The following is a 20,926-nucleotide window of genomic DNA, read 5'->3' as shown; positions in this document are numbered from 1 at the left end:
TGCTAAGTCGCGCGAACCGTTGGCACGTTGAGCCATCCGTGTGAGAACGATTCAAACACCTTGATCGTGATGCATTTGGCGTACAGTGTGGGCTTGGCTGTCGTCTAGCTCGGTTCGTTGATGGAAGCTTGAGCGCCGTTAGCGTGATTAGATCAGGTCCGAGCGCCACGTCACGCCTTCCCGCACAATGCGCGCTGGATTGCCGGCGGCCACGCAGTTGGCCGGCACCGTCCCGGTGATGACTGCGTGCGCGCCGACAATCGCGTTGTCGCCGATGATCGTACCCTTGAGCAGCGTGGCCTGATTGGCGATCCAGACGTGGTTGCCGACCCGCACGGGCTTGGCCGGGTTCAGCCGCGCGCCGGTGTCGCGGGTGACGATGGAGTGAAAGTCGCTCGTCGTTATCCAGACGCCCGACGCGATCGAGCAATCCGTGCCGATCTCGATCGCCTTCCCCTCGACGGGGTTGAGGTGGACGAGCCCAGTGAAACCGGTCCGGTCGCCGATACGCAGGACCGAGCCGGGGCCAATATAGATGTTGGCCATCGACAGCCGCACGTCCTCGCCGACGTCGAACCGGCAGTTCGACTCGATGACGATGTGCATGTCCTTGTCGGACACGCAGCCCCTGCCTATGCGGATGTAGTTGTTGTCGCCATTGATATAGATTTTTCCCGCTTGGCTGTGCTGATCCCGCGAATCAATGTCGATGACATTATTCTCCCCTTTGTCGAAGATATTCATAGATATAATTCGCTCTGTGGGATCTATGGAGGCCCCTGGGCGCGGCCGAGGTCCGGGAGCGGACGGCCACACATCGAACCCGTGGAAGAATGCTTGCCTTCTGACATGACGATTACGGTATCGGCGTGCCAGGATCGGGATCCGTCGACATTCGGCGGCAGCGGCGATGACCCCGGGCCGGAAGCGGCGTTTGAAGATGTCTCTAAGCCATCGGGCGCCGTTCTCACAACTCGTGCGTCGGTTGACGTCGGAAGGGTCCTATGCCGTATGCCGTCCACCAGGGAAATCATAGGATGAGGCCATACGGTGGCTGAGGACAACACCCTGACGAAGGCCCTGGTGGACGTTCGGGCGCGCAGGGCCGCGCTGCAGAGCGACTACGACCGGATCGCGTCCGAGCTGACCAAGCTTCGGGCGGCGGAGGCTGCGCTTACCTCGATCGTCGAGGGGATCCCGCTGGAGGCCTCCGGTCTCCACGCGACCGAAGGGCTGCGGGCCGCCGCGGCCGACCGCTCTGTGCCCGCCTCCGGCGGCCGGCGCGGTGCTCGCGGTCCCCGGGCCAACTCGGCCAAGGGGCGGCTGAAGGCGCTGCTCGGCTCGGCCGGTCCGCAGGGCCTGTCGCATGCCCAGATCGCCGAGCGGCTGCCCGACGTCGCGCACAATACTCTCAACACCTATCTCAGCATGCTGGTGACCGGCGGCGAGGCGATCCGGAACGGCGACTTCTTCACCGCCGCCGCGGCGCCCGACGGAGCCGACGACGGTGAGGCTGAGGCAGATCCGGAGGCGGGCGAAGAGGTCCGGCACGACGCCGCCGCCGAGTGATCCCGGCGCCGGGGGCGCGCGGCCAATGCGCCGCGCGTTTGAGATTGCGGCGCCCGGTTCGGTCAGGGCCGTCCGGCGCGGTCCGGCGCCCGTCACGCCTCCAGGTCAGGCGGCCGCCGACATCCGGCGGATGATCGGCAGCATCAGCGCGCTCGGCGCGGCGGCCGGAACGGGAAAGATTGTGGCGGTCTGGTCGGTCTTCACCCGGGGCAGACGCTCGATCACGGTTCGCAGGTTCGGGAGCGTCCGCGCCAGGGTCGCGGCCAGCGTCTCGCCGGCGATCTTGGCCATCACGTATTCCAGGGTGTCGCGGGGCGCCTCGTCGATGGCGCTCGTCGACGGGTAGAAGGCCGCCACGGCGTCGCCGCGCTCCAGGCAGAACTGGCTCAGCTCGTAGAAGGCGGTGTTGTAGACGCGCATCATCTCGTCCAGGCAGGCCGGCTCGAAGGGGGCGCGCTTCTGGCGGAAGATGCGGGGCGTCGCGAAGTGGTAGAGCTGCGACGGGCGCATCGTCAGCGCCGCGAGCTGCGCGGCGGCCGGCTCGGCGGCGTCGTAGCGGAGGACCTGGCAGCGCCCGCCGGCGTCGCGGATCTCCCGGGCGATCGCCTCCGCCTCGTCGGCGCCGGACGCGTAGGTGATGCAGACCGCCCCGCCCCCGGCGGCGATCAGCTTGGCGGTCGCGGCGCCGAGCCCCCGCGACCCGCCGACGATCAGCGCCGACACCGCCGCGAAGGCGCCCTGCTCCACCAGCGCGGCGAGGTCCCGCAGGCTGTCCTGCTCCACCGGCCGCGGGCGGACGAAGCCCTCGACCCGGGCGACGAGGCCGGGGCCGACGGCGTCCAGCGTCACCGATTGCAGCATCGGCTGGAACCGCTTCACCGCGTAGCCGAGGCTCGCACCGGTGTCCCCCTCGGTGACGGTCACGTCGATCTTCGAGAGGATCGAGTGGAGGCCGGGCACGAACATGCCGACGAGGGTCGAGAGGCCGCCCAGGGCCGCGACCCGGCCGGGGCCGAGGGCGCGGGCGAGGCGCGGCGCCAGCGCGGCGATCGCCGCCGGGTCCGGCAGCGCGAAGGCACCGGCGAGGCCCGTCAGCGCCGCCGGATCGCGGGCGACCGGCTCTGCGGGGATCGCGGTCGGCGCCGCCTCGACCGGTCGGGCCGGCGCCCGATCCGCCGCGAAGGTCGCCTGGATCGTCAGGGTGCGGACGCCGTCCACCGCTACGGACAGGCGCAGCTGCCGCGCGTCCGCCTCGTGGACCGTCAGGACGGTGCGGTCCCCGACCAGCACGAACCGCTCGAACCGCATCTGGAGCGTCGCGAGCCGGCCGAGGGGATGGGCGTCGGCGCAGGCATCGAGGGCCCAGAGGGCGGCGTGGACGCCGTGGACGGCGCGCTCGCCGGCGAGCGTCCGCCGGGCCATCCGCGCGTCCATGTGCATCGGGTTCACGTCGCCGGTCGCCCGCGCGAAGGCGGCCTGATGGGCCTCGGTCCAGGTCCGCGTCGTCGCGGCGGCCTCGTCCGAACCGGATCCGTTCATCGCGCAGCTCCTCCTCGGCCGGTCCCCGCCCGGTTCCCGCCCCGCCCCGGCCGGGCTGGCCGGCCGCCGGATGCCCGGCCCCTTGCTTTATGGCACGCGATCTCGCAAGAGGGCGGCGCTCGCACGCACGGAAAGGGGCCGGTCGATCGCCGGAGGGCAGGCATCCGCAGGGTGTCGCAGGGACCGGTATCGAGGATGACCACGGCTCGCGCCCTGTCGATCGGTTTCGTCGGTAACGTCGTCACCAACCCGTTCGGGAAGGTGGCGGGCCGCCTCGCGGATCTCGCCACGGTCTCGTGCGAGCATCTCCCCATCGGGCAGATCGAGCAGGTGCTGGCGGGACCCGCCGCCGCCGACGTCCTGATCGTGCATCTCGACCACCGTTGGTTCTTCGACGTCGCCCCGGACGAGGCGGCCGTGGACCGCGCGCGCGGCCTCGCCGAGCTGGTCTCGGCGCGGCTCGCCCGGGCGCCGGGCACGATCATCCTCAACACCGTGCCGTTCGTGCCGGTCTCCTCCGTCGAGAGCGACCTCCACGACCAGCTTCAGGCGCTGGCGCGGGTGAACGCGGTGCTGTTCGACCTCGCCCGGGCGCAGGAGCGGGTCAGCGTCGTCGACGCCGCCGGCGCCCTGGCGCTGCTCGGCTTCGCCAACGCCTTCCGCGAGCGCAACCGGTACATGTACCAGATGCCCTACGCCCCGGCCGCCGTGGACGCGCTCAGCGAGCGCTACGCCGACGCCGTCGCGGCGCGGCTGCGGGCGCGGCGCAAGGTGATGGTGGTCGACGCCGACAACACGCTCTGGGGCGGCGTCGTCGGCGAGGACGGCGTCGAGAACCTGGAGGTCGACAGCGACTATCCGGGCATCGTCCACACCCAGCTCCAGCGCCAGCTCCTGCGCCTGAAGGGCCTCGGGATCCTGCTCTGCGCGGTGACGAAGAACAACGAGGAGGATTTCCGCGCGGTCTTCGCCCAGCGCGCGATGCCGCTCCGCCTCGACGACTTCGTGGCCTACCGCAGCAACTGGACGGAGAAGAGCGAGAACATCCGCGACCTCGCCGCGGCCCTGAACCTCGGCCTCGACAGCTTCATCTTCCTCGACGACAACCCGTTCGAGATCGAGGAAGTCCGCGCCCGGCTCCCCGGGGTCGAGTGCCACCTGTTCGACCGGACGCGCCCCGAGCAGGCGCTCACCCTCCTCGACGGGATCGCGTCGCTGCGCGCCCGGAACGTCACCGCAGAGGACCTGGCCAAGACCGAGCAGTACCGCGGCGAGGCCCAGCGCCAGGAGCTGCAGCGCTCCGCCGCCTCGATGGACGAGTACCTCGCCTCCCTCGAGATCCGGGTGCACGTCGCCCGCAACAACCCCGGCTCCCTGCGGCGCGTCACGCAGCTGATCAACAAGACCAACCAGTTCAACCTGACGACCCGGCGCTACACCGAGGACGAGGTCGCCACCGCCATGCGGGAGGGCGGCGTCTACGCGGCCCGGGTGGTCGACCGGTTCGGCGACATGGGCATCGTCGGGGTCGCCATCGTCCGGGGCGGCGAGCTCGAGACGTTCCTGATGAGCTGCCGGGCCCTCGGACGCCGCATCGAGGCCCAAATTCTGCGCCACGTCTGCCAGCAGGAGGGCGATCGGGACCTGAAGGCCCGGTATCGCCCGAGCGCGAAGAACCGGATGGTCGAGAGCTTCCTCGACGACAACGGCTTCGAACCCTTGAGCGCTGGCCCCGAGGGCAAGACGTACCGACTGACACGAGGACCGGATGACACCCCCTACATCCACATCGTCGCGGAGTGACCGCGGCGCCGTCGAGGCGGCTGCCCGCGCGACCTTCGCGCGGCTCGTCGAGACCTGGGGGCGCCCGGACCTGGAGAATCCCGGGCCCGAGGACGACGTCTACGAGCGGCTCGATTCCTTCGCGGTGGTCGAGCTCCTCCTCGAGACGGAATCCGAGATCGAGCGGATGGTCGGCCGCTACGTGCCGCTCGCCAACGAGAGCATCCTCGACAGCACGAAGTCGCCGCTCCGCCGCTTCCAGGGCTGGATCGACTACGTCGCCGAGACGGTCGAGCATGGCTGACCTGCGGTTCTCGCGCGCGACCCTGGCGGGGCTCGTCACCACGGTCGGCGCGCGCGTCCAGGCCTTCGACGACGAGGCGGCCGGCCTCGGGCTCGCCCCCGAGGAGGCCGAGCGCCTCAAGCGGGCCATGGGCTTCGCGACCCGGCACGTCGTCGCCGATCCCGCCACCACGACGGCGGATCTCTGCCTGCACTCGGCGCGCCACCTCCTGCGCGGCCTCGACCTGCAGCCCGACGCCGTCGACGGCCTGATCCTCGTCACCCAGACGCCGGATTACAGCTCGCCGTCGACCGCGATCGGGATGCAGCACCGCCTCGGCATGCGGACCGACACGCTCTGCTTCGACATCCGCCTCGGCTGCAGCGGCTTCGTCTACGGGTTGTCGGTCGCCTACAGCTTGGTCGAATCCGGCCTCGAGCGCGTCCTCCTCTGCGTCGGCGACGTCGCGAGCCGCATGGTCGCGACCGGGGACCGGTCGATCACGCCGATCATGGGCGACGCCGGCGCCGCGGTGCTGATCGAGCGGCGCGAGAGCGAGAGCTTCTTCCAGCTCCACAGCGACGGCTCGGGCGAGAAGGCCCTGTTCATCCCGCACAGCGGCCTCCGGGCCGACGCCGAGGATGCGGGCAAGCCCGGCACCATGCACATGGACGGGGCGCAGGTCTTCAACTTCACCCTCAAGCGCGTCCCGCCGCTGATCGAGGGCATCCTGGCCTTCTCGGACACGCGCGCCGCTGACGTCGACTTCCTGGTCCTGCACCAGCCGAACAAGTACATCCTCAAGAACCTCCAGCGCCGCCTGGGGCTCGACGACAGCAAGCTCCCGACCGGCACCCAGTCGGTCTACGGCAACCAGAACTCGGCCTCGATCCCCGGCACGATCTCGGGCTTTCTCGCGGAGGCCTATGCGGGCCGGCGGGTGCACTCGCTGCTCGCCGGCTTCGGGGTCGGCCTGAGCTGGGGAGCCTGCACGATCACCACCGACCGGATCTTCGCGCCCCCGGTCCTGACCTACGAGGAGACCACCCGATGACCGAGGGCGCATTCCTGGACGAGCTCGGCACGATCCTCGACCAGCCGGGGCCGCTCGCCCGCGGGCAGAGCCTCGGGGCGATCGAGACCTTCGACTCGCTGGGCATCCTCAACATCATGGCGCTCTACGACACGCTGGGCCTCGAGGTGGATCCGCAGCGGATCGCCGGGGCGGCGACCACCGACGACCTGATCGCGCTGGCCGGCGCGAAGCTGCAGGCCTGAGCCGATGTCGGAGCCGGTCGCGGAGTCGGGTGGGCACGTCCTCGTCGTCGGGGCCAGCAGCGGCATCGGCCGCGCCGTCGCCGAGCGCCTCCGCGCGGGCGGGGCGCGGATCACCGCCCTCGCCCGGCGGGCGGACCGGCTCGCCGAGCTGGAGGCGCTCGGCTGCGCCGCCGTCGCGGCCGACGTCACCGACCTCCCGGCGATCGGCGGCGTGCTGCAGGCGGCGGTGGCCGAGTTGGGTCTCCTGACCGGGCTCGTGTACTGCGCGGGCGTCCAGGTCATCAAGCCGATGCGCAGCCTCGGCGTCGAGGAGGTCGAGCGCCTCTACCGCACCAACCTCGTCGCGCCGACCCTGTTCGCGGCCGCCTTCGGCAGCGCCCGCGTCTCGACCCGGAACGCGGTGTTCTGCGCGGTGTCGTCCGTCGCGGCGCAGCGGCCCGAGCCGGCGATCGTGCCCTACGCCGCCTCCAAGGCGGGGCTCGACGCCCTGATCAAGGGGCTGGCCCGGGAACTCGCCCCCCGGCGCGCCGTCGGCGTCGCCCCCGGCTGGCTCGACACCGAGATGACCCAGGCCCATGCCCGCCTGTACGGCGCGGAGTTCAAGGAGGCGCTGGAGAAGCGCAGCCCCGCGGGCGCCGCAACCGTCGAATCCGTGGTCGACGCCATCGCGTTCCTGATGTCGCCGCAGGCCCGGTACGTCACCGGCGAGATCCTGCGGGTCGACGGCGGGGCCGTGCTGTAAGGGACAGATTTCGGTGACGAACAAGCGTCTTGCCCTGATCGGCGGTGGCGGCTTCTCGAAGGAGATCGCCGAGGTCGCGCAGCTGTGTGGCTACACGGTGGAGGCGACCTATTCGAGCCAGCCAAGCGTGCAGGTCGGATCCTATCGGGGCTATCTCGACGAGCTGTTGGCCGATCGCGCGGAGTTTGCGGGTGTGGCGCTCGCTGTTGGCGGGGTGAGCCGAGCAGCGATCCAGGCGCGTAGCGAGATCATCGCGTGGCTCGACCGGCACGCCCTCCCATGCCCGTCCCTGGTCTCGCCGCACGCAATCGTCAGCCAGGGTGTGGCACTGGGCGCCGGCGCGTTCGTGGCCCATGGCGTGATCGTCAACCTCGATGCGCGGCTCGGCCGTTTCTGCGTCGTGAATACCGGCGCGATCATCGGTCACGACGCGGAGATCGGTGACAACACGACGATCTCGCCGGCGGCCTTCATCGGCGGACGCTGCCTGGTCGGCGCGGACGGTCTGGTCGGTCCGCTCGCGAAGGTGCTGCAGGGCCTGAAGGTGGGCGAGCGGGCGATGATCGGCATGGGTTGCACGGTGCTGCGGGCCGTGCCGGATGATGGGGCGGTTTGGCCGAGGCCTGACAATCCCATCGCTGCGGATCGCGGGTGAACTGATCCGCGTCCAGTTGAGCTGCATATCAGCTCGCCGACCGAAGGGGCTGCCTGCTCAGAGCTTCTGCGCCGTATTGCGGGGCACTGCCGCTCGCACTTCGAGCTGGCTCGCCCGTTCATCGCTTCACCAACAAACCCGCTCGGTCGATTAAACCACCAGTGCCCATCCCACGTGCTCTGCACGTGATGGGTCGCGGTCGTTCACGCCTTCACGCTCCAAGCCCTGACTATTCAGCACCCAAGGGTGATGCGATCGAGCTGAGGCAGGCCTGATTATCAGGGAAATGAACGTCCATACGTCGTTTTTTGGCAGCGCTCGCCAGAAATTGCGCTCGTCTATCAAGCATTTAGCTGCAAAATTCCCGTCGTTTTGAAACAGGGAATTATCGGGCTGTTACAGGGATCAAACCACGCGCCGCCGCATGACCGCCGTCCGAAAAACGTACACGGGTGCTATTGAAGCTGCGATCGGCGTCTCTAAATGGGAGCTTCATGACCGTGACCCGCCAGCAAGCCATCCAGCTCATCTACGCGCTCATGTACGGGGCGTCGGACACAGCTCGGCTGCGCCTCGACAAAACGGTCCCCTCGCGTCTTGCTGCCAGCGTGAGACGGCTTCTCGACGAGGACGTTTCTCAGGCCCGAGCCAGCCAAAGTGGGCAGCCGACATCCACCCTGGCGTTCTATGACGCGTTGCCATTGGGGACTGGGCATGAGGTTCGATACACGCCTTACCGCGTATTCAACCTCGCTGTGGCGCATGAGCTGACCCGTTTTGGCTGCAAGCAGGGAGAGGTCGTCGAGCTTATCGCTGTGATTCAAGACAAGCTCAGGGACGCTTACGGCAAAGCGAATCATAGTCTTCAGACGTGGGGGCGCACGAGCTCCACCCAACCTGACGAGTCCGATTTAAGATCGTCACCAAGTGAGAGACGCGAGCAACTCAAAATCTTTCTCGTACTGCGGCGCGTAGAGGCGACGCAACACGCAGTCCAATATTATGGATCATCGGTCGAAGAAGGGGAGCGGCTCAATTATATCGAAATTTTCGATGGGCCGGAAAAACTTGCAACTTTCCTCTCTGATGACCTGACCGGCGGCCTCTTTGGTGCCTTCGTGATCGAGCTATCCGAGCTGGCCGTCCGCATTACCGAATTTATCCAGCAAGCACCGGTGCGCAAGCGTGGGCGTCAGCCATCTAAGCCGCCCGCAAACTGGGGTGATGTCGTCTCCCAATTCCGCGTTCGGGATCGCGATCATGAGTGATGATTACAAAGTGGGCTACCGCAAGCCGCCGATCCATTCCCAATTCAAGCCTGGGACGTCCGGTAATCGTCGCGGACGCCCGCGTCGTTTAAAAAGCTTCTATGCGCTGTTAGAGCAGCAGCTTGATCAACTCGTCCCTGTGATGCGGAATAGTCGAAAAATTCGCATCAGCGTACGCGAGGTAGTCATGATGAACACCGTCAAGGCTGCGGCAAATGGTGATGCTCGTGCTCGCGGTGCGTTGTTTCGGCTTATGCGCGAAGGAGACAGCCCAGATCCGTTTGATATCAAGCCCTATGACGATAAAATAATGACTGAACTTGCTGGCACACTTTTGCCGCTCGATGACGATGATAAATCGAAAGCGTGATGATACCAATGTCTCTTTACGAACGTCTTTATCGCGCTGATCTGGCTTCTTTCACGAAGCTAGCATTTCACGAGTTGTCTCCGCAAGACCACCTCGGCACCACGTGGCACATCGACGTTATGGCTGATGCGCTGCAAGGCTGCCTCGATCGCGGCACCACTCGCCTGATCCTCAACGCCCCACCGAGCAGCCTCAAATCGCATTGCGCCTCGGTCGCGACGGTGGTCTTCGCCCTCGGCCGAGATCCGACGCGCAAGATCATCGTTGTCGCCGGCACGCGTGCCTTGGCCGCGGAGCTGCAACGCCGCGTCGTCTCGTTGATGCGTACCCCGCGGTGTCGGGTCCTTTTTCCGCATATGCGGCCGACCGTGACACCGGGCGAGATCATCTTGCCCCATGGCGGCGGCATACTGTATCGGGCTGTTGGCCAGAGTCTGATCGGGCGCGGGGCCGACCTGATCATCATCGACGATCCGATCGCGCCGCATCGGGCGCAGGACGAGGCCGCGCGCAATGTCGTCAGCGCTTGGTACGATGCCGAGATCGTGCCGCGCCTGAACGATAAAGCCGGCGGCGCGATCGTCCTGGTCATGCAGCGTGTGCACGATGATGATCTGACAGCTCACGTCCGCAAAAGCGGGGTTTGGGCCGAGGTAGTCCTGCCGGCTATCGCTCTCAACAACGAGGCATGGCGACTTCATCACCGGCGGACCGTCTTGCGGCAGAGGGGCGAGCCGTTGCTGCCGGATCGTGAGGGGAAGGAGACTCTGATCGCAATCTTGCACGAGATCGGCGCCTACAATTTCTGGGCACAGTACCTGCAGCAACCATCCAAAGCGCCTGGACTCGAGCGCGTAGGTTGGTTCTGGGCGCCGCGGCCGTTCGGCTCGCAGTCCGGGAGGCCGGTCGGTGGTGCATTCCGCAAGGTCCGCGAGATCGACACCATCCTGTTCGAGGTCTTCGGCGTCGGCCAACCGCCGCCATACGCGAGTGAGGCGCCCTACAGCGACGCTGAATGGGAGGCGAGAGCGATCGTCCAGCAGGAGCGGCTCGTGGCTGAAGCCCAGGCCGATCGGCACCGGCAGGAAGCGTAGGGCTGCTGATGATTTTCGGAACTCGGGCTGTCTGGTTGGCCGGAGGCTTGGAGACCGCCTGATGGGCGGACGGCGAAACGCGCGAATGGGAGAGCGGTCATGGGACGTGCGACGCGAGACCGGTTGGGCAGCGCTGACCTGTTGGTCGACGCTCTTCATAGCAAGAGCCGTCGGCGCCGGACTGCCCTCGACCGACCCGCTCCTGCGGCAGGCCGTGTGCGCAACGACTTGGCTCCGAACCTCACCTTGGTTCAGCGCTCACCAGGGTCACTTACGGCGCCGGCCCGTGCGGTACGTAAGCGCGACATTGCCCAGGTGGGACGCGTGGCCGCCTCCATCCGCGCCCTCGGCTTCTGCGATCCGGTGCTGATCGACGGGCAGGATGGCATCCTCGACGGGGTAGCGCGCGTCGAGGCGGCCAAGCTCGTGGGTTTGAGCGTCATTCCCTGCATCGTCGCGGGCCACCTCACGCCAAGCGAGCAGCGCGCTCTGCGGCTGGCGCTCAACCGGCTGCAAGAGCGCGGCGGATGGGATTTGGACGAGCTGAAGCTGGAGTTCGAGGAACTCGCGCTCGAAGATGGCGCGCTCGACATGACCGGCTTCACGGATTGCGAGATCGACCAGGTCTTCTTGGACGATGAGCCCGATACCGTCGAGCCCGGTCCGTTGACACCGTCGGCAGACGCGGCAGCGGTGGCGCGGCCGGGCGACGTGTTCGTGCTCGGTCGGCACCGGGTAGTCTGCGGGGATGCTCGCGATCCAGCCGTGCTGGCCAAGCTCATGGGGGAGGAGCGCGCGCGCCTGCTTCTAACCGATGAGCCGTACAATGTGCCGATCCGCGGGCATGTGACGGGCGGTGACCACCGCGAATTCGCGATGGCCAGCGGCGAGATGAGTGAGGCGGAGTTTCGGACGTTCAACTTGGAGTGGATCGGGACCGCCTTGCCCTACCTCGTCGAGGGCGGCGTGTTCGGTACCTTCATCGACTGGCGTGGGCTGCACGTGGTCCAACATGCGGCGGCTGAGCTGGTCCTGTCGCCGTTGAACTTGATCGTGTGGGCGAAGACGAACGCCGGCATGGGTAGCTTGTACCGCTCGCAGCACGAACTGCTCCCTCTATTCAAGAAGGGCGAAGAAGCGCACGTCAACAACGTCGGCCTGGGCCGGGGCGGCCGCTGGCGCTCGAACCTCTGGAGCTATCCCGGCGCCTCGTCGCTCGGATCCAGCTCGCGGAAAGGCCTGCAGGATCATCCAACGGTCAAGCCGGTCGCGTTGCTCGCGGACGCATTGCTCGATCTCACGGGGCGAGATGAGGTCGTCCTCGACCCATTCCTGGGCTCGGGCTCGACGCTGATCGCGGCCGAGCGGGCGGGGCGACGGTGCTACGGGGTCGAGATCGACCCGCGTTACGTCGACCTGATCGCAAGGCGGTACGAGGACGTAACGGGCGGTCGCGCCATCCGTGAAGCTGAAAGATCGCAACATGGCCAAGCGGATTGGATTGTTCCCGCACCATGATGTGGGGGGTAGCCTATCGAAATCGCCCTCGGATCGTGACGGTCTCATAGGTCGAAGTGCAGGCCACCATCGCTGACGACCTCGACGCATGAATATCCCTGCCTGATCCGTTCGCATTGTCGATTACAATCGGTTGCGAGATGTTTATCGAAAGGCACACGTAAGATTTGTGCCGAAAAAGTACGTCTGACTTCGATATTTACTGGACTACGGCGGCCAACGAAGCGTCAATGCTCGCAGACGATGCACTCAGGGCCCGAGCGACAGATCCGATGAGTCGGAAATATAAGCTGCTGAACGCTGGTCTGGCTTTCATTACTACGCACCTGCGTGAGGTGAATGTTCGTGGCTGCAAGCCGATTGTGCGCGACATAGCAGGTGTGACCAGTGGCAGGGGCTGCTTCGTGCCCTCGGGCTGACGCTGAGTGTCAGCACGCCCGAGGACAGCAGCATGCGTGCCTCAACCCCGCCGGTCCCACGGGCCGAAAGCGGGGTCGGGTTGGTGGCGGGGCAGGTCCCGCCGACGACTGGGAGCACAGCATGCCTTCTACTCAGGGCCACATTCAGACCCTCTCCTGGGTCACAGCGGTTTCTCAGCCGGCGCCCGGCCCTGCTGGATCCCCCTCAACCGCGTATCTGCACTCGCGGCCGTTTAACGAGCCGCGTGTCGCCCTCTTCCCGCTCAGCGCGTGAGGGTGGCCATGTCGAACCGCACCATCTCCTGGGCGGCTGCCCTGCGCGAGTTGAAGGCTGACCGCGCTGTCCGGTCTCCAATTCGTGAGGAGCGCCTGCGCACGAACGCTAGTTCGCGCGGCGCGCCTGCTCTCGCCATGAGCGTTTGGCGCGGGCGCTCCGGCCGGCGCTACGTTTTGGTCGTCCAACCGCTCGACGACCCCGACTTGGTCGCCAAGCATGCGGCCGTCATCCTCGCAGTCGCTCGTGATGAGCGAGGGCACGCCTCGATCACCGCAGTCCGCGCCTGCGAGGCTGGTGATCCTGGCTTCCTCGGCTGGCTCGCCGCCTGTGCTGGGCTCGGCGCGCGCGAGCTGCACGCCTACCGGTTGGCCAGGACACGGATTGAGCGCGCCGAGATCGCCGCTGACCTGGGCGGACCGACCGCTGACATCGCTGTGGGGGTGGCGTGATGGCGCGGCGTGAGTTCAGCAAGGCGGTGTTGCGCGCCGCCCTCGCCCGAGCTGACGGGCGCTGCGAGGGTGTGCTCACGGACGGCAGCCGCTGTCCATGCGCGCTTCAGGTCGGGTGGTTCCATTACGACCACATCGTCCCGGCCGCGCTGACCGAGGATGCCTCTTTGGAAAACTGTCAGGTGCTGTGCCGCCCCTGTCACGCGGCCAAGACGGTAGTCGATGTCGGCGTGATCGCGCGGGTGCGGCGGATGCACGACCGGCACGCGGGCATTCTAAAGCCGCACCGCCGCCTTTTGCCAGGCGGCAAGGCGAGCTCATATAAGCGTCTCATTGGCGGACGCCTTGTCCGGCGCCATCCCATCGAACAACAGGAGGAAGGCGATTAAGCGGGACAGACTACGTTGTAGGCCGAGTTCTGCCGGAGATTGGATGACGACGGAGGTTTGAAGGCGGCGTATCGAGGCGGGTGTCGAGGCTGCTAGAACCTCTCGGCGAGAGCGATACGCCATGGAGACACCGACCAACGTCGTCCGACTTCGTCATCCCGAAGACCTCGACGATCCCCTGACCGAGGTGCTACGCAGCGGCGCCCGCCGCCTGCTTGCCCAAGCCGTCGAGCTGGAGGCCGGTGCCTTCTTGAGTGCGATGCAGGATCTGCGACTGCAGGATGGACGGGCCCGGCTGGTGCGGCACGGTCACGGGCCGGAGCGGGCGATCCAGACCGGCATCGGCCCGGTGCCGGTCGCGCGGGTCCGCGTGCAGGATCGCGGTGCGAGCGGGTCTGAGGACCGGGTCCGGTTCACCTCGACGCTCCTGCCGAAGTGGGCGCGGCGCACCCGCAGCGTGGATGCGCTGCTGCCGGTCCTGTACCTTCGCGGTGTCTCGACCGGCGACTTCCAGGACGCGCTGGCCGCGCTGCTGGGCCGTGACGCCCCGAACCTCTCGCCGGCCGTCATCGCCCGGCTGACCGCGGCCTGGGCGGACGAGTATGCCCGCTGGCAGGGCCGCGATCTCTCCGCGCGCCGCTATGCCCACGTCTGGGCCGACGGCGTCTACCCGCAGGCCCGGATGGAGGAGCAGGCCGCGTGCATGCTCGTGCTGATCGGGGCGACGCCTGAAGGTCGGAAGGAGCTCGTCGGCTTCCAGGTGGGCGTGCGCGAGAGTGCCCAGAGCTGGCGGGAACTGCTCGTCGACGTGAAGCGGCGCGGGCTGGCGATTGCGCCCGAGATCGCGGTTGGCGACGGCGCTCTCGGCTTCTGGCGGGCGCTGGACGAGGTCTTCCCCGGCACCGCTCACCAGCGGTGTTGGGTTCACAAGGAAGCCAACGTCCTCGACAAGGTGCCGAAGTCCGTCCAGCCGGCGATGAAGGCGGACCTGCGCGAGATCCACGGCGCGCCGACCCGGGCGGCGGCCGAGGTGGCGCTGGCCGTCTTCATCGAGAAGTACGGGGCCAAGTACCCCCGTGCCGCTGCCTGCCTGACCAAGGACCGGGAGGCGCTGCTGTCGTTCTACGACTTCCCGGCCGAGCACCGGGACCACCTGCGCAGCTCGAACCCGATCGAGAGCGTGATCGCTAAAGTGCGGCATCGGACCGTGCGGACCAAAAGGGCACTCTCGGCTACGACCGCCAAGCTGATGGTGTTCAAGCTGGTCATGGCAGCGTCGAAAACCTGGCGCCGGCTGAAGGGCGAAAACCAGTTGCCGAAGGTCGTGGCCGGCGTCATCTTACGCGACGGGACCGAGGTCGCCGCGAGCCCAGATCACCGCGTTGCCTAACCGCCTTCGTCACCTATAATCCTGCACAGCTCTTCCCTGACTGCTATTGCACGGAGCACACATCCGCCACGCCTTGACACAGCCGGTAAACGACCGGAAGACGCTGTCCCATCATCTAGGTTGGGTTCGGCGAGGCGGATGTACGGCCCGAAGTGGCCTGAGCAGAGAGGTCCGCAGCGGTTCGCGACAGGATCGTCGGGGAGAACGCTGGCATGGACGTCGTTGAGACTGAAATTCCAGACGTGAAGCGGATTGTACCGAAACACTCTGGCACTGTGCGTGGCTGGTTCTCGGAGGGGTTCCGAGCCGGCGCTATTGCATGCGCGGGCATCACCGCGACCTTGAGACCGGACACCAGTTCCTACTCAGCGCCCCAAAGCACGATCCGCGACCTGCATGCCCAGATCGCCACCCGAATCCTGTCCAAGCTGATCTACATGATCCAGTGCGCACTTCGGGAAGTCACGACAGAGTGCCGACACGGAGTTCCGGCATTAGGCAGTGGTGCAGTGGCCACCGAGAGCTGTGTCTGCTCGGCTATCGGTCCAGACTACCTCGTGCGTACCAACATCGTCGGCAGGCAATCCATGTTGAATTCCATCTTCCGGCACGACGAGGCGCTGCCGGAACCCGGAAAGACGACCTTTTGGCCATTTCGCCTGTCGAGAGAAGAGAATGTTTGTGACGTTTGAAATGGATCCTTCGCGATTCCCAGGTCTTTGGAGCATCTTAGCGCGGGCATCGTTGCCGCCGGCGGGATCATCAGAAGATAAGTTTTTTGCTGGCGCGGCAAATATCAAACATCACAATACAGCCATTTTTGGAGAAATTCTCAATGAGACTCTGAAAAATTCTAGGGCTGAATGGGTACTTATATCAAAAAATCAAAAACTCATCTTGGATGAGAGTCTCGGCCAGCGCATCGAAAACATGTTCGCCGAGCTTAAGGGCAATACCGATCAGATTACTCTTCTTAGCGGCGGGGGGCTTGGCATCAATAATGAACATTATTGTGCATACTACAGTTCTTTAGATCCATTCATCAAATTTAATCCAAATTATTACCCTATTATCGATTCTATGGCAGAGTTGTATGTCGTGTCGGCTCGAGACGCAAGAGATTACATTCGACAGAACGGAATTGAGTTTGATGAATCTTTTGAGCTCGCTATGATCATATTTGGATATGCGAGTAAAAATAAAATTAGCTTCTTCACTCCCTCTCTGGCAGCGGGAATAAACGGAAATTTCCTTAAGCGGGATGTGTCGGCGGTTGCTGAGCAGATCAAGCAGCTGCCAACTCCTCTCACCTCAGACCAAACGTTGCCCACTTTAGACGGAATTATAGCTACGGCGCGGCAAGTCGAAACCGATAAGATTGGACGTCCGCTCCCGTCCGCGGCACGTCTATCTGCTCAAGCCGTAGAGGAGGCCCTTATTAACTTTGCCGAGAGGCCAACAATTTCGATTGTCACTCGAACGCAATTCAAGCGAACATTCCTGTTGCGGCGTCTCCTGACTAGTATATCACGAGCAAGAGTAGATTCATTGCCGATCGAAATTATACTTTCCAGTGATATAGAGGAACAGAAGGCGCAAGATCATTTAAGATCACTGATTCGAGACTTCCCAAATTTAATCATTAAATTATGTTCGAATAGGCGGCCCGAGTACAGTCGGGTGGCTAATCTAATTGGCGGGGCGGAGGCAGCCAGCGGCGATTATGTGTGGTTTATGGATGATGATGATTACGTCGATTTGTTCGCATTTCGAGCAATCCAAGACGTTTTCTTTTGTGGATCCAGACCCTTTATAGTCGGGGATTGCACGGTACATAAGGAACACTGGGACCTGACCGATCAAGAATTTCCGGTCTTGGCAAGAACAAGTGTCGCGAACAATTATCCTGGCTCCCATTGGCCGAGGTTGTTTTTCGGCGTGAATCACCTTCCAATTTGCGGCGCCGTGATACCCAGAAATTTCTTGTGTGATCGATTCGCTCAGTTTGAGTTTATGCACGACCTCAGCGAAGATTATACTCTCTTCCTGCTTCTACTCGGCAGCGAAAAATTGCCGCCAGTTGTAAATCTGTCCCGAGTTATATCTCACATCTCAGTCCGAGACAATTCTGACAATACTGTTACTGTCGAAGATCGAACAGAGTGGACGCGCGACATTTCGAATTACGTCTATGATTTATTATACAATAAGCAGACAAAAGTCGCTGCTTCTTGGTCGACGCTATTTAGCCACTCGCGACATGTTCAGCCACTAACCGACACCACGCATACATTTGAAAAGAGGCCGGAAGCTGTGAAAATGAATCTAGAGATTGAGCGTCTCAATCGGGAAAACGAGTACCTTCGTTCGATAATAAAAATGCATGGATCCTAGCATGATTGCAAATTGTTATCCGCAGTAGTGCGATGCGAGCTCAATCTGCTATCGAGTTTGGGAGTTGTTTAAAATGAAATTTTGCGTATACACGAGTTGCTCAATCAATTATCTTCCGAAAGCAAGGGTTCTTGCTGACAGTCTAAAGCGGCATCATCCAGATGCCGTTATCATAATCTGTTTGAACGATGTCATACCATCGTGGTTGCATCTGGCAGATGAGCCGTTTGACTATGTTTGGCAACCCAAAGATCTTGGATTTACCGAAGCATGGGTTTTTATGCATAATGTCATGGAAATTTGTACCGCAGTTAAAGGGCGCGCGTTATCAAAAATCCTTCACGAGTTTTCAGCGGATCTTTATTTGTACCTGGACCCCGACGTCGTTGTCTACGGCGAACTTTCCCCGATGTCGGACTATATAGGAGCCGCGGAGATTGGATTGGTCCCGCATATCACCAAGCCAGAAAAAACGGACATTGGTATTCAGTTGACTGAATTATCGGTTGTGGCCCACGGCACTTATAATCTAGGTCATCTTATAATTCGCGCTGGAAACAATGCAACTGCTTTCGCAGAATGGTGGGATGCAAGATTGGAGAAATATTGCTATGACGATAAGGAGTATGGGTTGTTTACCGACCAACGGTGGTGCGACTTGGTGCCAGCTCTTTTTGATAATGTGCGCATTTTGCGTCAACCAAACTTAGATGTTGCCAGCTGGAATATTTTTGGTCGTACCGTAAGCTATGCTGAGCCCGGCGGCAAATACCCGTACATCATTGACGGATTTCCGCTACTTACTTATCATTTCTCAGGCACTGGTCCTGCTGGAACGCACCGTAGGATTCGTGAAATATTCGCTCCAGGGTCTGGAGCGATTGCAGAAATCGAGCGCACGTACGAGGATGATATAGCGGCTCGCGGTCAGGGATCACTCGAGAAGTTTCCTTACGGCGGTGATTTTTATCAGAATGGAGAGATGATTACTCCCGAAGCGCGCCGGATATATAGAAAGAATTCCCAATTGCAGAAGGCGTTTCCTCAACCCTACAGTACTGCGGAGGGTAGTTATTATAAATGGTTGTCGCGTGAAAAACCTACGACGGTTTCCGTCATTTCTCTTTCCTCTGGACAGATTAGTGCGGCTTTCAACGAGATATTCGATGAGAAATATTATCTGTCTCGCTATCCCGAAGTGAGGACAATGGTCGACCGCGGCGAATGTATCGATGCATTGGATCATTATGTTAGACTCGGATCAGTTCTTCTGTACGATCCGAATGCGCTTTTTGTTTCCAGCTATTACTATGAGCGCGCACACAAGCTCAATGGTCTATCAATCCGAGCTTTTTCCGCGCCGAAGAAAGAAAACACGCTGCTTTGGCATTATTTGTCTGTGGGGATATCTTGCGGCGTTGAGCCGGTTCAGTATTTTAACTCAGTCGAATATCTATTGATCAATGATGATGTTGCGTTGGAATTCAGACTTCAAAATATCAGCTGTCCCCTTTCTCATTTCATACTGCATGGCGATCGAGAGGGCCGACGGCCTTCCCGAAAGATTGACCTTTCCGGATTCGTTGAAGGCTCAAGTGAGGCACGGCAGATTATGTCTGACTTAGATGTCGGTCCGTTCTGCGCTTTTGCCCTTCTCGGCTACGTAGAAGGAAGAGTTCAAAGTGTCGAAATTGGGCCGACGTGAAATGAGGATGCACGCCCGCTGACGTAGCCTTGGAAATTAGCGGATAGGGTCTCACGCTCATGAAATTGTGTGCTTATGACCGGCCCTATGGTGATTTCTAACGAGCCGCCCTGCGCCGAACGCATCGAGGTGATCACTTCCGTCCGGCGACCTCGGGACTGGACCACGCAGGCGTAAGGTGCGCCTCTTCGAGGGGACTTACCTACGCGGCCAGTCCGTCTCGCTCGCTGCCCGCCGCCACAGGCTGAACGCCAACCAGCTGGACACCTCCAAAAACCGGTCTGACGGCAGCTTCTGGAAGGGTGGGCTGGGAGTTTGGGAGCATAGTGGATCTGGCGTGAGCTACATCGCCAGCCCGATCCGGGCCGGATCGCCTCGCTCCTAGTCCTCAGACCGTCCTCGTTCGGGAGCCGTTGAGACAGTCCGCCCGTTTCATGTTGTAGACGAGGTTGGCTAGCCCGATTTTCACGGCGGCTCGGGCCAAGCCCATGGTGCGCACGACGAGTCCTATCGGCCCCTTTTGACGGGCGAAGACGTGCTCGACAGCGGCGCGGACCTTCGACTTCCGACCGTTGGCGTGGGCGACGTTCCTCGCCATCGGCTTACCTGGCGGCTTCTTGCGATGAATGCGGGATCGGAAGCCGTTGCCCGCCAGGTGCGCCTCGTTCTGCTTGGAGCGGTAGGCGGTGTCGGCCCAGACGTCGCCGGCGGTGTTGGCCTTACAGGAGGCCGGGCAACTGCGCTCCGTCGTGCCGGGCCCCGTCGGTGGCCATCCAGGTACGGATCAGCCCATGGCGGCGGTCGATGCCAACGTGGTTCTTGTAGCCGCAGGCCGGCACAGCAATGTCCACGCGCTTCGCCCCGTCCTCGGACAGCTTGGCCTTCGACCATTTGCTGGTCCAGCGCGCGTCGCGGTCCTTTTGGGCGAGCTTGGCCGGCTGAGCCTTCCAGTCATGGAGCACGCGGCCAACCTTCAGCTCTGCCTTCTCAGCTTCGGTATTGCGCTGCTTGGGTGCGGCGACCACGGTCGTGTCGACGATCTGTCCGCCCATCGCCAGGAAGCCGGCGTGCCGCAGGGCCGTCTCGTAGGCGCCAAACAGCACCTATATGGCCGGCTGGCTCTTGATCTGGGCCCGGGTGAGCGCTTCGCGAAAGGTCCAGATTGTGTTGGCATCCGGCACCGGGTCGGACAGCCCGAGCCCGAGGAAGCGCATGAACGAGAGCCTGTCCTTGATCAGGAACTCGGTGCGCTCGTTCGAGAGCGAGTGGCTGGCCTGGAGGATCAGCACCTTGAACATGAACACGAGGTCAAACGGTGGGCGACCGCCCTTCGACCCGTCCGAGCGGGGCACGGCACAGGCGAGGTCGTCCCGGAACAGTTCGAAATCGACCATGCGGCTCAGCCGCTCCAGCGCGTCGCCCTTGGCCGAAAGACCCTTCAGACGCTCATCGACGTCGAAGAACCCGGGCTGACCTCGCATCGCAGAACCTCGCAAACCGCCGGGGCCTTCACACCACGAACTGCCTCAAACCGCGAGGTTTTTGGAGGTGTCCAGCTGTTCACGTGACGTCGGCTGATAGTCTCACCGCCCACCCGAGCGTCCCCAGCACGGCTGCCGGCACCGCTGCCGGATCACAAGACCGGAAAGCTGCAGGTCAACAGGCCGCACAACAAGGCGGCCTAGGTAGGGGACTCATTCAGGTCCATGCGATGACACAGGAAGCGAGCGCGACGGCAGCCAGATAGTTGCAGGCCAAGCGATCGTAGCGGGTCGCGACGCGCCGCCAGTTTTTGAGGTGACCGA

At 63.3% G+C, this 20,926-nt stretch carries 19 protein-coding genes and 2 pseudogenes; 17 read left to right on the top strand and 4 right to left on the bottom strand.

All coding sequences use genetic code 11. From position 1 onward, the window contains the following. Positions 1 to 147: 147 nt before the first annotated feature. Positions 148 to 744, bottom strand: a complete 597-nt coding sequence (locus ACLBYE_RS15005) for an acyltransferase (protein ID WP_447694774.1) — start codon at positions 742 to 744, stop codon at positions 148 to 150. 306 nt (positions 745 to 1,050) lie between these two features. Between ACLBYE_RS15005 and ACLBYE_RS15000 the strand changes: the two genes are divergently transcribed. Further along, complete coding sequence (locus tag ACLBYE_RS15000) at positions 1,051 to 1,569, top strand: hypothetical protein (protein WP_447694773.1); 519 nt, start codon at positions 1,051 to 1,053, stop codon at positions 1,567 to 1,569. A 105-nt stretch (positions 1,570 to 1,674) separates the two neighbouring features. On the opposite strand, the gene ACLBYE_RS14995 is transcribed toward ACLBYE_RS15000, so the two are convergent. Further along, entirely contained in the window at positions 1,675 to 3,108 is a 1,434-nt protein-coding gene (locus ACLBYE_RS14995) for an SDR family NAD(P)-dependent oxidoreductase (RefSeq protein ID WP_447694772.1), read from the bottom strand. A 195-nt stretch (positions 3,109 to 3,303) separates the two neighbouring features. Here ACLBYE_RS14995 and ACLBYE_RS14990 point away from each other — a divergent pair, with 195 nt between their 5' ends. From ACLBYE_RS14990 to ACLBYE_RS14915, 16 genes are all read left to right on the top strand, one after another. Beyond that, entirely contained in the window at positions 3,304 to 4,911 is a 1,608-nt protein-coding gene (locus tag ACLBYE_RS14990) for an HAD-IIIC family phosphatase (RefSeq protein ID WP_447694771.1), read from the top strand. After that, entirely contained in the window at positions 4,877 to 5,194 is a 318-nt protein-coding gene (locus ACLBYE_RS14985) for a hypothetical protein (RefSeq protein ID WP_447694770.1), read from the top strand. Before ACLBYE_RS14990 ends, ACLBYE_RS14985 begins: the two co-directional genes overlap by 35 nt. Then, positions 5,187 to 6,227 carry a ketoacyl-ACP synthase III gene (locus ACLBYE_RS14980; RefSeq protein WP_447694769.1) on the top strand — a complete coding sequence of 347 codons (1,041 nt, stop codon included), beginning with the start codon at positions 5,187 to 5,189 and terminating at the stop codon, positions 6,225 to 6,227. The genes ACLBYE_RS14985 and ACLBYE_RS14980 overlap by 8 nt, the downstream gene beginning before the upstream one ends. Continuing rightward, entirely contained in the window at positions 6,224 to 6,451 is a 228-nt protein-coding gene (locus ACLBYE_RS14975) for a hypothetical protein (RefSeq protein WP_012318193.1), read from the top strand. Before ACLBYE_RS14980 ends, ACLBYE_RS14975 begins: the two co-directional genes overlap by 4 nt. Before the next feature lie 4 nt (positions 6,452 to 6,455). Continuing rightward, positions 6,456 to 7,193, top strand: coding sequence for an SDR family NAD(P)-dependent oxidoreductase (locus ACLBYE_RS14970; RefSeq protein ID WP_447694768.1), 738 nt, complete (start codon positions 6,456 to 6,458; stop codon positions 7,191 to 7,193). Positions 7,194 to 7,206: 13 nt separating this feature from the next. Then, positions 7,207 to 7,848 (top strand): acetyltransferase, encoded by a 642-nt coding sequence (locus ACLBYE_RS14965; protein WP_447694767.1) that lies wholly within the window; start codon positions 7,207 to 7,209, stop codon positions 7,846 to 7,848. Positions 7,849 to 8,342: 494 nt separating this feature from the next. Next, the gene (locus ACLBYE_RS14960) at positions 8,343 to 9,116 is read left to right on the top strand and encodes a hypothetical protein (protein WP_447694766.1); all 774 of its coding nucleotides are present in this window, start codon (positions 8,343 to 8,345) and stop codon (positions 9,114 to 9,116) included. Beyond that, a complete protein-coding gene (locus tag ACLBYE_RS14955; RefSeq protein WP_447694765.1) occupies positions 9,109 to 9,486 on the top strand; it encodes a DUF5681 domain-containing protein in 378 nt (125 codons plus the stop codon). The genes ACLBYE_RS14960 and ACLBYE_RS14955 overlap by 8 nt, the downstream gene beginning before the upstream one ends. Positions 9,487 to 9,494: 8 nt before the next feature. After that, positions 9,495 to 10,580 (top strand): hypothetical protein, encoded by a 1,086-nt coding sequence (locus ACLBYE_RS14950; RefSeq protein ID WP_447694764.1) that lies wholly within the window; start codon positions 9,495 to 9,497, stop codon positions 10,578 to 10,580. A 324-nt stretch (positions 10,581 to 10,904) separates the two neighbouring features. Beyond that, complete coding sequence (locus ACLBYE_RS14945) at positions 10,905 to 12,098, top strand: DNA modification methylase (RefSeq protein ID WP_447694763.1); 1,194 nt, start codon at positions 10,905 to 10,907, stop codon at positions 12,096 to 12,098. Between the two features lie 701 nt (positions 12,099 to 12,799). Beyond that, positions 12,800 to 13,243, top strand: coding sequence for a hypothetical protein (locus ACLBYE_RS14940; protein ID WP_447694762.1), 444 nt, complete (start codon positions 12,800 to 12,802; stop codon positions 13,241 to 13,243). Further along, entirely contained in the window at positions 13,243 to 13,632 is a 390-nt protein-coding gene (locus ACLBYE_RS14935) for an HNH endonuclease signature motif containing protein (RefSeq protein ID WP_447694761.1), read from the top strand. Before ACLBYE_RS14940 ends, ACLBYE_RS14935 begins: the two co-directional genes overlap by 1 nt. Before the next feature lie 121 nt (positions 13,633 to 13,753). Continuing rightward, positions 13,754 to 15,022 carry an IS256 family transposase gene (locus ACLBYE_RS14930; RefSeq protein WP_447694760.1) on the top strand — a complete coding sequence of 423 codons (1,269 nt, stop codon included), beginning with the start codon at positions 13,754 to 13,756 and terminating at the stop codon, positions 15,020 to 15,022. 212 nt (positions 15,023 to 15,234) lie between these two features. Continuing rightward, positions 15,235 to 15,714, top strand: a complete 480-nt coding sequence (locus ACLBYE_RS14925; protein ID WP_447694759.1) for a dTDP-4-dehydrorhamnose 3,5-epimerase family protein — start codon at positions 15,235 to 15,237, stop codon at positions 15,712 to 15,714. Beyond that, positions 15,698 to 17,416 (top strand): glycosyltransferase family 2 protein, encoded by a 1,719-nt coding sequence (locus ACLBYE_RS14920; RefSeq protein ID WP_447694758.1) that lies wholly within the window; start codon positions 15,698 to 15,700, stop codon positions 17,414 to 17,416. Before ACLBYE_RS14925 ends, ACLBYE_RS14920 begins: the two co-directional genes overlap by 17 nt. A 205-nt stretch (positions 17,417 to 17,621) precedes the next feature. Continuing rightward, entirely contained in the window at positions 17,622 to 19,121 is a 1,500-nt protein-coding gene (locus ACLBYE_RS14915) for a hypothetical protein (protein WP_447694757.1), read from the top strand. Positions 19,122 to 19,509: 388 nt separating this feature from the next. Here ACLBYE_RS14915 and ACLBYE_RS14910 read toward each other — a convergent pair. Continuing rightward, a pseudogene (locus tag ACLBYE_RS14910) lies at positions 19,510 to 20,602 on the bottom strand (IS5 family transposase). A 217-nt stretch (positions 20,603 to 20,819) separates the two neighbouring features. Then, a pseudogene (locus tag ACLBYE_RS14905) lies at positions 20,820 to 20,926 on the bottom strand (IS5/IS1182 family transposase); the annotation flags it as partial.

The sequence above is a fragment of the Methylobacterium sp. A52T genome, from assembly GCF_053346095.1.
The sequence above is the reverse complement of the archived record's forward strand: the minus strand, read 5'-3'. Positions and strand labels throughout refer to the sequence as shown.